The organism is Clostridium yunnanense, assembly GCF_016595795.1.
Classification (GTDB): domain Bacteria; phylum Bacillota; class Clostridia; order Clostridiales; family Clostridiaceae; genus Clostridium_AR; species Clostridium_AR yunnanense.
Genome location: NZ_JAENHN010000037.1, coordinates 18,397 through 32,149, shown reverse-complemented (window position 1 = coordinate 32,149; position 13,753 = coordinate 18,397). Strand labels below are relative to the sequence as shown.

8 protein-coding genes are annotated in these 13,753 nt (G+C 33.3%); 7 read left to right on the top strand and 1 reads right to left on the bottom strand.

Annotation, left to right across the window (positions count from 1 at the left end):
- The first annotated feature begins 242 nt into the window (after window positions 1-242).
- The 6 genes from JHL18_RS11560 (at window position 243) to JHL18_RS11535 (ending at window position 7,467) form a co-directional block, all read left to right on the top strand.
- Window positions 243-1,010: an ABC transporter ATP-binding protein gene (locus JHL18_RS11560; RefSeq protein WP_200269923.1), complete on the top strand. Its 768-nt coding sequence runs from the start codon at window positions 243-245 to the stop codon at window positions 1,008-1,010.
- The gene (locus JHL18_RS11555) at window positions 997-2,958 is read left to right on the top strand and encodes an FtsX-like permease family protein (protein ID WP_200269285.1); all 1,962 of its coding nucleotides are present in this window, start codon (window positions 997-999) and stop codon (window positions 2,956-2,958) included. The genes JHL18_RS11560 and JHL18_RS11555 overlap by 14 nt, the downstream gene beginning before the upstream one ends.
- 156 nt (window positions 2,959-3,114) lie before the next feature.
- Window positions 3,115-4,869 carry a spore germination protein gene (locus tag JHL18_RS11550; protein WP_200269283.1) on the top strand — a complete coding sequence of 585 codons (1,755 nt, stop codon included), beginning with the start codon at window positions 3,115-3,117 and terminating at the stop codon, window positions 4,867-4,869.
- Window positions 4,862-5,971, top strand: coding sequence for a GerAB/ArcD/ProY family transporter (locus tag JHL18_RS11545; protein WP_200269281.1), 1,110 nt, complete (start codon window positions 4,862-4,864; stop codon window positions 5,969-5,971). Before JHL18_RS11550 ends, JHL18_RS11545 begins: the two co-directional genes overlap by 8 nt.
- Window positions 5,958-7,301 carry a Ger(x)C family spore germination protein gene (locus JHL18_RS11540; protein WP_200269279.1) on the top strand — a complete coding sequence of 448 codons (1,344 nt, stop codon included), beginning with the start codon at window positions 5,958-5,960 and terminating at the stop codon, window positions 7,299-7,301. The genes JHL18_RS11545 and JHL18_RS11540 overlap by 14 nt, the downstream gene beginning before the upstream one ends.
- 1 nt (window position 7,302) lies before the next feature.
- Entirely contained in the window at window positions 7,303-7,467 is a 165-nt protein-coding gene (locus JHL18_RS11535) for a hypothetical protein (RefSeq protein ID WP_200269277.1), read from the top strand.
- A gap of 6 nt (window positions 7,468-7,473) precedes the next feature.
- Here JHL18_RS11535 and JHL18_RS11530 read toward each other — a convergent pair whose 3' ends face one another.
- The gene (locus JHL18_RS11530) at window positions 7,474-7,614 is read right to left on the bottom strand and encodes a hypothetical protein (RefSeq protein ID WP_200269275.1); all 141 of its coding nucleotides are present in this window, start codon (window positions 7,612-7,614) and stop codon (window positions 7,474-7,476) included.
- A 601-nt stretch (window positions 7,615-8,215) separates the two neighbouring features.
- On the opposite strand from JHL18_RS11530, the gene JHL18_RS11525 reads away from it, so the two are divergent.
- The gene (locus tag JHL18_RS11525) at window positions 8,216-13,747 is read left to right on the top strand and encodes a carbohydrate binding domain-containing protein (RefSeq protein WP_200269273.1); all 5,532 of its coding nucleotides are present in this window, start codon (window positions 8,216-8,218) and stop codon (window positions 13,745-13,747) included.
- Window positions 13,748-13,753 lie beyond the last annotated feature (6 nt).

The following is a 13,753-nucleotide window of genomic DNA, read 5'->3' as shown; positions in this document are numbered from 1 at the left end:
AATTTCAAAACTAGAAACCTTTCAATATTGTAAGATTAAAATTTTATTTGAAAGAGAAATCGATACCTTGATTTCTCTATTTTTTTTATAATAAGTACATAGAGTTGAAAATTAATACATGGATGTACCACTTCGTGATGAAATTTATTATTTTTAAATTCTCTCACTAGAAGCCGTGAGAGTTTTAAAAATTGATTGGGGTTCGAAGTGGTACATCTATAACAACTGAAAGGAAGGATATAATGTCTATACTAAAGGCTGAAAATATAACAAAGATATATGGTGATAAAAGAGGAGGCTTAAAGGTAAAGGCTCTTGATATGTTTAACATAAATATTGAAGAAGGAGAGTTTGTAGGGGTTATGGGACCTTCAGGAAGTGGAAAGAGTACTCTTCTAAATATCCTGGCTACAATCGATACTCCATCTTCTGGGGAACTGCTTATAAATGGAGTTAATCCTAGTAAGCTTGATGAAAAGAAAGCTGCCTTATTTAGAAGAAAAGAATTAGGATTTATATTTCAAGATTTCAATCTCTTGGATTCTTTATCTATTAAGGAAAATATAATACTTCCACTTGTGCTAGATAAACTTAAGGTTTCAGAGATTGAAAAGAAGGTGGAGGGTATTGCTGAACTTTTAAATATAAAGGATATTTTGAATAAAAGGCCTTATGAAACTTCTGGTGGTCAGCAACAAAGAGCAGCTTGTGCAAGAGCGTTAATTCATAATCCATCTATAATTCTTGCAGATGAGCCAACTGGAAATCTTGATTCTAAGGCTTCTCAGGATGTTATGGAGTCTTTAACTAATTTAAACAAGGAAAAGAAAGCAACTATTATGATGGTAACTCATGATCCTTTTGCAGCAAGCTTTTGTCATAGAATAATAATGATCAAAGATGGAAAACCTTTTTTAGAGATTGTAAGAGGAGGCAACAGGCAAGCTTTCTTTAAGGAAATAATGGACTCACTTACACTTATAGGAGGACGTTATAATGACCTTGCGTAGTATTGCTTTTAAAAATATTAAGGGAAACTTAAATAAGTTTGTGATGTATTATTTAAGTAATGCCTTGGTGGTTATGGTATTTTTCATATTTGCTAACTTTATGTTCAATCCTCAGGTGAAGAATGTTGGAGTAATGGGGCAAATTGGAGCTGTAACAGTAGAGGCAATGTATCTTTGTGAGATTGTTATACTTGTATTTACCTTAGTATTTACTAATTATTCAATTTCAAGCTTCTTAAAATCCAGGGAAAAAGAATTTGGATTATTATCCTTGTTCGGTCTTACTAAAGGACAGATAAGAAGTTACATTTTGTTTGAAAATCTAATAGTAGCAATATTTTCAATAGTTACAGGGCTTCTTTTTGGAATATTGTTTTCTAAATTATTTTTTATGGCAGTGTCAGCAATTTTGATTTTAGACAAGGAGCTTCCGTTAATAGTATCAGTTAAGGCAGTATTATTAACAATAGCATGTTTTTTAGTGTTGTTCCAAGGTATAGGATTTATATCCTGCTACAGGATTAAGAATAACAATATAATTGAACTACTTAGAGGATCAAGAGTTGCAAAGCCTGTACCAAAGTTTTCAACTACAAAAGCAATTTTATCCATAGTTCTTATTGCAATTGGGTATGGTATGGCAGTATTTTCAAATCAAGCTATAATATTTACCATGCTTCCTATATTAATAGTTACAGTGGCAGGAACCTTTATGCTATACTCACAATTTAGTGTGTATTTTACAAATAAGCTTCAGAAAAATAAAGAGGTATTTTATAAAGGTATCAATATGATAACCTTATCTCAGATAGTATACAAACTTAGAGATAATTCAAGAATACTATTTGCAGTTTCCATACTTTCGGCTGTAACTTTGACTGCTTCAGCAACAGTATATTCTTTTCAAAAAGTAATACAGAAAAATATTGTGGTTAATTTTCCGCAGGATTTTAGTTTTTTTGAAGAGGGGTTAAATTCACATAAGGTAATAGCTCCTGAAAGAGTAGAACAAATTCTTAAAGATGGTGGACAGGAAATATCATATAAAAATAAAGTTGTACTTATAAATGCTGTTAATGAAAGTTTATCTGTAGAAGAAAAAGCAAAACATAGTACTTTTCCTAATAAAACGGATTTTAACCTTATGTCTAATAGTGATTATAATGCATTAGCAAAGGAACGAAAATTATCAACTATTACTCTTAAGGCTGGAGAAATATATATAAACTCCTATAACTTAAACGGTGGTGAGTCAAAAAAGCTGTTTGTAGATAAGAAAGAATTAAAGCTAAATATAGAAGGAAAAGCAACTACTTGGAGGATAAATCAAGAAGTAAGTGGAGGAATAATTAATACTGATGAAAGAAATGCCAGCACTGCTGTAGTAAGTGATGAAGAGTTTAACAAACTTAAAGGATATCTAAAGGATGAAAAACTAAAGGTTTACTATGGATATAGTCTAAACAATTGGATGAAGTCATCAAATTCTATATTGAAAATTAAACAAGAAGTACCAAAGGAAATGAGCAAGAAGTTTGATGAAAGAGTAACCGATGTTGTAGAAATGATGAAGGGAATGTCTTTGTTTTTCTTTATTGGAACTTTTATATCAATATTATTTTTCATAGCTACAGGAAGCATACTATATTTTAAATTGTTTAATGAAGTTCAAAAGGATAAGCAAGAATTTATAGCTCTTAAAAAAATGGGACTGTCCATCGGTGAAGTAAAAAGAATTGTAAGTACCCAATGTGCGGTTATGTTTTTTCTACCATTTACAGTTGCATTTATTCACACTTGCTTTGCGATAAAAGCCTTAAGCAATATTCTAAAATCAAATCTAAGTTTATACTTAATGATAATAGTAGGAGTTTACCTATTACTTCAGACTGCTTATTACCTATTTGCAAAATCAATGTATATAAGACAGATAAATAGCTGGGAATAAGAAAAATATTTATTATAAAAAATATAAAACCTAAGACCATACATACTTTAGAAGGATATCTTCTTTATATGTATGGTTTTTTATGGTTGTATGAGTAAATTCCATTTATTTCGTAAACTATATAATTATAATTCTTGTGATAGAGTGGTGGGATAAATGGCTAAAAAAAGAAGTTTTCTAAATAAAATTTTATATTATATATCATATAAAGATAAAAGGCAGATTAAAGAGTTTTATATACCTTCTGTTGATGAGCTAAGAGATAGTAAAGGCAATAATAACGATATAAGCAATAAAGACAAAAATAGTAATATTCATATAAAGACTAATGAGCAGGCTTCTAAGGTAGCTGGCAATGAGGGGGAGCAAAAAGGTAACAACGAGACAATAACAACTTCAATTGAAGATAACATCAAACTAATTAATTCAAAATTTAATGCACCGATGAATAGGGATATTGTGATTAGAAGATTTACAATATCAGGTAAATATATGGCTTTTATTGCTTATCTTGAGGGGATGACTGATAAGCAGATAGTTAATGACTTTATATTAAGACCTCTGTTGAATATTAAAGAGTTTCAGCAAAAAGAGCAGCAGTGTCAGCTAGATTATATTCTTGAAAGTATACTTGAAACTAACCAAGCTAGAAAATTAAGCAAACCTAAGGAAGTAGTCAATGAAATACTTTTAGGAAACACAGTACTTTATATTAATGGGTGTAACTTTTATGTGACTAATGAAACTAAAGGTTTTCCTGCTAGAGGGGTAGAAAAACCAGCTATAGAAGGAACAGTAACAGGTGCGCAAGAAGCTTTTAATGAAAGTCTAAGGGTTAATATATCATTAATAAGAAAGATTATTAAGAATGAGAACTTAACCACAGAATTCTTAAGTATGGGAGAAAGAAATAAAAACCAATGTGCCATCATGTATCTAAATGGACTTGCTAATCCTGCAATAGTGGATGAAGTAAAAAGAAGGATAGAAAGTATTGAAACTGATTATAATGCGGGGGACGGTATGTTGGAACAGTTTATTGAAGATAATCCTTTTTCTATTATTCCAACCATACTTACAACTGAGCGCCCTGATAGAACGGCATCACATATAGCGGAAGGGCGAGTAGCTATCATATGTGAGGGAACTCCTTTTGCAAAGGTTGTGCCAATAAATTTCGTATCACTACTTCATAGTCCAGAGGATGCATTTATGAGGTTTCCCTATGGAACAATTTTAAGATTTGTAAGATTAATTGGTATGTTTATAGCAACCTTACTTCCTAGTATATATGTGGCTATGACAAATTTTCATCAAGAAATGATACCAACAGATTTATTAATTGCTATCGTAAAGGCTAAAGAAAATGTTCCCTTTCCTACAATAGTAGAAGTGGTACTTATGGAATTTTCCTTTGAGTTAATTAGGGAGGCTGGAATCAGAATACCTGGGATAATTGGTAATACACTTGGAATTATTGGAGCGTTAATTTTAGGTCAGGCGGCAGTACAAGCAAATATAGTAAGTCCGGTACTTATTATAATTGTGGCCATAACCGGCCTTGGTAATTTTGCTATACCGAGTTTCAGTTTAGGACTCGCAATAAGACTAATAAGGTTTGGGTTTATAGCGTCGGGAGCCCTGCTTGGATTCTACGGGATAACCTGTTTTATGATGCTGATTGGGATATATTTAGTTAATATTAAATCCTTTGGGATGCCGATATTTGCACCGGTATTACCAAGAACCTCTAAGAGTAAGGATTATATTGTAAGATATCCTGTATGGAAACAGGAAGAAATGGTAGACAGTATTAATCCTTTAGATTCTACTAGACAGCCAAAGATCGCTAGAAAGTGGACTGAGGAAGATCCTAACTATAATTATGATAGGAGGGAAACAGATGATTAAGGAAGGCAAATTTGGAACAAGAGAGGCAGTGACTCTTACTACCGTAGTATTAACTTCTAAAGTTTTTTATACTAGCATAAGCGTATTATTTAAAGCTACAAGTACAGCTGCTTGGTATGCCACATTGATTTCGTGCTTGATTAGTATGATGTTATTCTCTATTGTTTGTTTATTAATGAATAGATATCCAAATAAGAATCTTGTTCAAATATTTGATATAGTTACAGGAAAGTTTATTGGTAAAATTTTATCACTTATATTTTGCGCTTACTTTATTTTTTATTCAGGGGCAACTATAAGAGAATTCGTAGAAATGGTAATATCCTATGTTTTGCCAAGTACACAGCCAAGTATAATTATAACAGTACTTTTGTTAATTGTTGTTTCATATGCCTATGTTGGTATTGAAGGAATTGCAAGAATGGCATATGTAGGATTTTTTTGTATAAGTATAGGTTTAGTAACAATCCTTATATTACCCTACAGATTTTACGATATAAATAATCTTATACCTATAGGAGGATATGGGGTAAAAAGCATATTTAGTACAGGATTTTGGAGGGCATCAGCATATAGTGAAGTTATTTTTCTTGCATTCTTATCTAATTGTCTTCATGAAAATAAAAATCTAAAGAAGGTGGGTTTAGTAAGCTTAGCGCTATCAGGAATTATAATAAGTATGGGTACTGTATGTGCCTTAATGGCCTTTGAATATTCGCAAGGAGGAGAAAATCTGTCATCACTCTTTCAGCTTTCAAGAATAATTTATATAAATAGATTTCTTCAAAGAATAGAAAGTGTATTTATATTCATTTGGGTTATTGCTTCTATAATAAATGTTTCAGTGGCTTTTTATGTTGCTATAAGCATCTTTTGTAAAGCTTTTAATGTTTCTAATCACAGACCTTGTTTACTTCCTTTTGTTTATTTTACTTTCATGGTAACACTTTTGCCAAAGAATATAAGTGAAGCTACTGAGGTTTATATTAAATCAATTAGACAATATAGTCTTTTAATTACTTACTTTATACCAATATTAGTTTTATTAATTTCTATATTTCGTGGTAATAAAGGAGGTATGCTTACAAATGAAGAAACTTAGTATAATTATGATACTGATTTTTTTAAGTTGTTTATTTTTGACGGGTTGTACAAAAGATAGTAGGGAGATAGATGATCAGGTATATTCACTGGTCATTGGATGCGACAAGGGAATTTGTAATAAAATGAGGCTTACGGTTCAGTTTCCAGTGTATAAGTCAGGCGGTAATGATAACTCAGGGAATGATAAAAATAGCAATGGTTCGACTCATGGTATATCTAATAACGGTAATACATTATTTGAAACAGTGGAAGCTCCATCTATTTTAGAAGGAATAAACCTTTTAGGCAGTGCAACAACAAGGAGAATATCACTTGTACATACAAAAACCATAATTTTTTCTGAGGCAGTAGCAAGGGAAGGCATTGAAGATTATTTAGCACCAATTTCAAGATTCAGAGAAACCAGAAGAATAATGCAAGTTGTGATATGCAAAGGAAGTGCTGAAGAATTTATTAGAAATAATAATACCTTAATAGGAGAGAGTACAGCAAAAGCTATGGAACTTGCATCTACTCAAGCAAATTATTCAGGCTACTATCCAGAACAGTCGTTTCAGGAGTTTTACACTGGTGTTATTTCTCCATACAAGCAATCTTATTCTGTTTATGCAGGACTAAATGAATTTAAAAAGCTGCAGCCATTGGATAAAGGCGGCTCGTTACCTTTAGACTCTGATGAGATATTTTCCTCTATGTTAAAAACCCAGTATAATTTGCCGCCAGGCGAAATGCCTAGAAGTGGAAACAGGAAGATAGAATTTATGGGAGTAGCGGTTTTTAATGGAAGTAAAATGGTAGGTGCTTTAAATGCATATGAAACTAGATATCTGTTAATGGTAGTTGGTAAGTTCAAAAAAGGCTTTTTTACAATAGAAGATGAACAAAGTAAAAATAAGGCTATTGTAGTTGATATGAGATTGGGGCGGAGACCCAAAATATCTGCATATTTTAAGGAGGGTATCCCAATAATTAATGTCAAACTAAATATTGAAGCAGATATAGGAGCTATTCAAAGCAGATTGCCTTACGAAAGATTAGATAAAATTGATGAGTTAAATAATTCAATAGAACAGATTATACAGAGAGGAGTTTCAGATCTAATAAGAAAAACTCAGCAGGACTACAATACTGATATCTTTGGATTTGGGAAAATAGCAGCTAGGAATTTTTCTACTGTGACTAAATTTGAGGAGTATAATTGGTTGAAACATTATAAAGATGCAAAAATAAATGTAGAAGTTGATGCAAATGTAAGAAGGACAGGAATAATGTTTAGTTCAGCACCTATTAGAGATAATGAAGATACCATAATAACTGGAGGAAAATAAGATGAAAGTTCTACTACTGCTATTTATGCTAGTAAGTTGCTTTTATACATGTACTTATGGGGTAAACTTGATTACAAAACATAATAATAAACTTGGCGGAATTGCTATCTTAGCGCTTGCTGTTTTAGGAACTTTTATCCCTGGATTTGTATTGTTTAGTAGATAAATAATATTAAAAAATCACTGAAGCGACTTTCTTCAGTGATTTTTTTTGTGCAGCTGCCTTTTCTGAATATAGTGAAGAAACTCTTGCTGGAGACATATTATTCTTTTTTAATCTTTCACTTATGTTATGTTCTAAGTTCTTGCTCATATCTATCCATGGATATAATTGAGTTGTAAATTTCTAAAGAATAAAAAAGTCGGAATCATAATTGATGGCGGTATTTTTACGTGAATATAAAAAAAGTAGTGTATATCCAAAAAAAGAGGTGTTGTGAAAAATCCCAATAATATCTATAATGTATCATAACTGCAGTATATTGTGACGTGAGTATAAAAATAATCACACAATCAATCAGAAATAAGTTATGCAAGAAAGTTATAGCAACTATATAATAGCTTTAATAGTTACTCAAGAACTTCTTATCATTGAAGCTTAATCTAACTCTAAATAATAAAATTGTCATATCTATATATAATCTTACCAATATTACACTAAAATTCAAACAAAAATATACCAAGTTATAAGATAGAGTACTCAGGAATATTGAAGCACTTATTAAATAATAAATATGCAATTACAGAATATATAAGCAAAAAAATTATAAACATGTTGAAGAGTAGACACTAAAGTAATATGTGAAATTAATAAAGCCATGTCATAAGAATATTAATGCAGAATGGAGGGAGCAATGTAATCGTTATAATCTAAATAAGTTACAATATATTGTTAAACGAATAGGAGAGAATTTATGAAAAAGTTTATGAATTTTAAGGGTAAAAAATCAAGAAATAAGGCTAAGCGAGGTATTGGCTTATTTATGGCTGGACTTTTCGTACTAGGAGATGTTGGGCTAAGTCCCGCCTTGGTAGCCTTGGGTCAAACTACATCAACAGCTACTAGTTCGATCACTAGTAGAGTAACTACTGCTTTAGCTGCCATTGCTGGAAGTGAACTTGCATTAAACGATCAATTTCCACTTAAGAATGGAGATTTTTCAAATGGCATGACAAAATGGTCAGATTTCGTACAAGGAAGATATGACGGTTGGGATAAGGTCACTGGAGCAAGCGTACAGAATGGAGAACTTAAATATACAGTTTCTAGTGTTGGAAACAACCCTTGGGATGTTATGCTTATGCAAAATGACTTTAAAATGTATGGTGGACAAACTTATGTGGTATCTTTAGACATAAGATCAAGTGCTGCTAGAAACGTTGAAATTGTAGTTGATGATGCTAATGGAACAAGATATATTTCTAAAAATGAAGCTATAACAGCAACCCAAAAAACTTTAAGCTATGAGCTGCCAGTTACTGCAGATATGACTACTTCCTTTAAGGTGCTTTTAGGTAAGATTGATGGAAATGGAACCTTGGCATCCCATGATGTTTATGTGGACAATGTAAGAGTAGAGGTAAAGGGAGCAAGAGACAAGGCCTTTTTACTTAAAAATGGATATTTTACAGATGGAACAAACAATTGGACTGAATTTGTACAGGGAAGAAGCACTGGAATTGATACTGAAACAAAGTATGCAGTAGAAAATGGAGGCATGAAATTCCACGTAGCTAAGGTAGGAAGTGCAGCTACTGATGTAAGCCTTTCTCAAGGGAATCTTTCTTTAGTGAATGGGAAGACATATACAATATACTTTAATGGAAGATCTACTATTCCAAGGAACATTCAAGTAGTTGCGGCCAATTCAGCAAATACTCGTTATTTGGACAAGACGGTTAAGTTAGACAGTTATGTTCAAACTTATAGTTTTGATTTCACAATGGGTAAAGATGATGTAGCAGCATTAAAGTTTTTACTTGGGAAGGTAGATGCTACATCAATTGGTGTTCATGATGTATTTATAGATAATGTTAGATTTGAATTAAAAGGAGCTAAGGATGCAGCTGGAGAGGCAGCTGATGCCACCGATAATATACATCTTCCATTTGGTCCAGTATTGTCACCAGATGCGGATAAAAATGAGCTAGGTCAAGATATAAAGATAACCTTTGCAGATAATTTAGCATGGAGAAATGCTATAAGTGCAGTTACTATTGATGGGAATACAATAGATAGCAGTAATTACACAAAGGCTGCAGGTTATATCCTTATAAAGGCAAGTCAATTTACTCAGCTAAAAGACTATGCTATAGCTGTAAGAGCCAATGGCTTTGAAAAGACAGATGTAGTACAGCCTATACAAGCAAAGAGTGATTGGTCCTTAGCATGGAACGACGAGTTCGATGGTTCTGGTACTAATGTTGATACTAACGGTGTTAACTTAGATAAATGGGGCTATCAAAATGGAACTGGAGCCGAGTATGGTATAGATGGCTGGGGTAATAATGAAAAGCAATATTATCAAAAAGAAAATATAAAAGAACAAAATGGTAATTTGGTAATAGAAGCAAAACCTGAAGCTAAAAACGGGAAAACTTATACCTCAGGAAGATTATGGACTAGTCCTACTTTTAGTCAAAGATATGGAAAGTTTGAAGCTAGAATGAAGCTTCCAAAAGGTCAAGGTTTCTGGCCGGCGTTCTGGATGCTACCAAAGAATAGTGAATATGGAACCTGGGCATCCTCAGGAGAGATTGATATTATGGAAGCTAGAGGGCGTGAAGTAGATAAGGTAGATGGTACAATACATTATGGAAAGCCATGGCCAAATAATAAGGCAACAGGAGCTTCATATAATTTCCCTGCAGGACAAGATATAACTGGATTCCATACTTATTCTCTAGAATGGGAACCAGGAGAAATCAGATGGTATGTAGATGGGATTTTATATCAAACAACAAATAATTGGTTTAGCCAAAGTGAAGGACAACCAGACAAGAATGCTTACCCAGCTCCTTTTGATAAATCCTTCTATATAGTTTTAAACTTAGCAGTTGGTGGTAGTTATGATGCTGGTAAGGAGCCATCATCAAGTGATTTTCCTGCAAAGATGGAAGTGGATTATGTTCGTGCTTACAACTTAACTGGAAGAGCATATAAGCAGCCAGTAGAGCCAGTACTTACAAAGGATACACTTCCAAGCAATGCAAAACAGCCTATAGATGGCAACTACGTACATGATGTTAACTTCAATCAACCAATTACAGATGTTACAACTGGAAGCCTTAACACTGAAAACTGGAACTTTGTTCATGTGCCAGATGCAGGAGGGGCAGGTAGTGTATCTATAGACACAATTAATAATATAAGATTTGCAAAAGTTAATATCGCAAATGCAGGTACTCAAAACTATGCACTGCAGCTTATACAAAATCTTTCTTTAGCAAAAGGCAGATACTATAAGTTAACCTTTGATGCAAAGGCAGCTGCTAGTAGAAATATAAGTGTTAAATTCGGAGGCGGTGCTGATAAAGGCTGGCCTACTTATTCAGATAATTTTGATGTTTCACTAAAGACTTCAGTACAAAGCTATGAGTATAGATTCCAGATGCAGGGTGCAACAGATATAGCAGCTAGAATGGAATTTAATATGGGGACCAACAACAGCGCAGTATGGGTTGGTAACGTGAAGGTTCAAGAAGTAGATGGATTATACGATTCAAATGCTGCTAAGACTCCTTTAGATGATGGTAATCATGTGTATAATGGAAGCTTTAAGCTAGGAACAATGCAACGTATGGCCTTCTGGAATTTTAGTACAGCTTCAGCTACTGCAACAGCTTCTGTAAATCCAGATACTACAGAACTAGGAGTATCAATCACAAATGGTGGGGTTACTAGAGAAGCTGTTCAGTTATCACAAAAGGGTATAAATCTCCTTCAAAACGACACATATCAATTAACTTTTGATGCTAGAGCTGCTGCAGCTAGAGATATGGAAGTTAAATTCTTAAGCAAAAGTGGTACAACAGTATATACTGCTAAAACTTTGAATTTAACCACAACAACTTCAAAGCAAACTGTTATCTTTACAATGCCAGCAGGTATAACTGATACTGAAGGGCAGCTTGTATTCAATCTAGGTGGAAAGAATATAAATGTTTACTTAGATAATATAAGTCTAATACGTACAACAAACAACAACGTTGATTACTCTGTAATTGATTTATTCCCACTTAAGAATGGTGATTTTTCACTTGGATTAAATAAATGGGAGCAATTCCTTCAAGGTGGAGCAGCTACTTTTGATGGATCAAATGGTGAGGCAAAAGTAAGTGTTTCAAATCTTGGTGGCGAAGCTTGGAATGTAATGCTAAACCAATCAAATCTGAAATTATTTAAAGGTTTTGATTATGTTTTATCCTTTGATGCTAGATCATCTGTAAATCGTGATATAGAAGCTGTTTTAGAAAATGGTTCTTATACAAGAAAATTTGCGTCTGGATCATTAGCAACAACTCCAACCTCAAAGCACTTTGAATACAACTTTAGAGTTTCATCTGATGATACAGTTGCTCTTAAGTTCCTACTTGGGAAGACTGGTCAAGGAGCTGTTGGAGATGTATTTATAGACAATGTAGTTTTACAAATAAAAAATCCTCCAGTGAAAAAACCTCCAATGCTTGTAGCAGATTCAACTACTAATAATGTAGGCCAACCTATTGATATAGTAACTGGGCAAGATTCAAGCTGGATAAGTGCAGTTGCAGCTGTTAAGGTTAACGGTACTACTTTAGCAAAGAGTTCATATACACTTACTGCTGGAAAGCTTTCAATAGTACCAGGAGTATTTACTACTGAAGGCAGCTATACAGTAACAGTAGAAGCTACTGGATATGATAAAACAACAGTTACTCAAACAGTTTATTCAGTTGATGGTAATGTGGTGTTGAATGGTAACATGGCATTAGGCAATACTAACTGGGAGTTTTGGAACAATGCGCCTGACTGGTCAAGCTATTCTATTTCAAATGGAGTGGCAAACATAAAGATTAATTATCATGGTGCAAAAGATAATGAATGGAAGGTACCATTTAGCTGGTCTACTCAATTTTCTCAAAAAAATATACAGTTATCAGCAAATAAAACTTATGAATTAAGCTTTAAGGCATGGTCTACAGTTAACCGTCCAATAATAGTTGAATTAACCAATTATCAAGGTAGTCCAAAGTTAAACTTCAATATTACTTCAGATCAAAATGCAGTTTATAAATATACTATTAAGCCAACTCAAGATACAAATATGAACTTAACTTATCTGCTTGGTTATATTGAAGACGGAACAAATGTTACACCTACTGGAGAACACAATATATACCTTGATGATGTGAGCATAAAGGATGTAAATGGCACTGGAAATCCAGCACCTACAACTAATTTAGCACTAAATAAAAAAGGAAATGCTTCAACAAATGTTCAACCTGTTCAAAACGCTTTTGACGGTAACATAGGTACAAGATGGGAGTCAGAAGCTTCAAATACACAATGGGTTTCAGTAGACTTGGGTGGTTTATATAAACTTGACAGAGTAGACCTAAACTGGGAAGGTGCCTATGGCAAAACTTATAAAATACAAGGTTCTACTGTAGCAGCACCAACAACAGATAGTGATTGGACTGATCTTTATACAGAAGTAAATGGAAAAGCTGGAGTAGTCTCAAGTAAACTTTCAGGACAACAAGTAAGACATGTAAGAATATATGGCTTAGAAAGAGGAACTATATGGGGATACTCATTATGGGAATTTGAAGTTTACGGAACAGCGGTATCATCAACTTCTGCAGATAAGACTACTTTAAACTCAAAAATTACAGAAGCTCAAGGAAAGGTTCAAGCAGAATACACAGCAGCTTCTTGGTCAACGCTTCAAAATGCTTTAACAAATGCTTTAACTATAAAGAATAAAGCTGATGCAACTCAAACAGAGGTAGATAATGCAGTTGCTACTTTAACAGCAGCAATAAATGGATTGGTTAAGGCATCAGTAGCAACTGAAAATATAGCTTTAAACAAGACAGCTACTGCATCTTCAGGAACTACTTCCCTTGCTTTCGATGGCAATAAAGGTACAAGGTGGGAATCAGCTTTTAATGATACTCAATGGATAGCAGTAAATCTAGGTGATCTTTACACCTTAGATAAGGTCGTACTAAACTGGGAAGCGGCTTATGGTAAACAATACAAGATTCAAGTTGCAACTGTAGCAAATCCAACTGAAACTGATTGGAAGGACGCATATACTGAAAGTAATAGTGATGGTAATATAGATGAAATCGCAATGAACAAGGTTCAAGCAAGACATGTAAGAATGTATGGAACTTTAAGAGGCTTGCCTCCATATGGCTTCTCTTTATGGGAGTTTGAGGTATATGGAAGTAAGTAACTAATA

Coding starts and splice junctions, on each gene's coding strand:
- JHL18_RS11560 (WP_200269923.1), top strand. CDS start 243: ATGTCTATACTAAAGGCTGAAAATATAACAAAGATATATGGTGATAAA.
- JHL18_RS11555 (WP_200269285.1), top strand. CDS start 997: ATGACCTTGCGTAGTATTGCTTTTAAAAATATTAAGGGAAACTTAAAT.
- JHL18_RS11550 (WP_200269283.1), top strand. CDS start 3,115: ATGGCTAAAAAAAGAAGTTTTCTAAATAAAATTTTATATTATATATCA.
- JHL18_RS11545 (WP_200269281.1), top strand. CDS start 4,862: ATGATTAAGGAAGGCAAATTTGGAACAAGAGAGGCAGTGACTCTTACT.
- JHL18_RS11540 (WP_200269279.1), top strand. CDS start 5,958: ATGAAGAAACTTAGTATAATTATGATACTGATTTTTTTAAGTTGTTTA.
- JHL18_RS11535 (WP_200269277.1), top strand. CDS start 7,303: ATGAAAGTTCTACTACTGCTATTTATGCTAGTAAGTTGCTTTTATACA.
- JHL18_RS11530 (WP_200269275.1), bottom strand. CDS start 7,614: ATGAGCAAGAACTTAGAACATAACATAAGTGAAAGATTAAAAAAGAAT.
- JHL18_RS11525 (WP_200269273.1), top strand. CDS start 8,216: ATGAAAAAGTTTATGAATTTTAAGGGTAAAAAATCAAGAAATAAGGCT.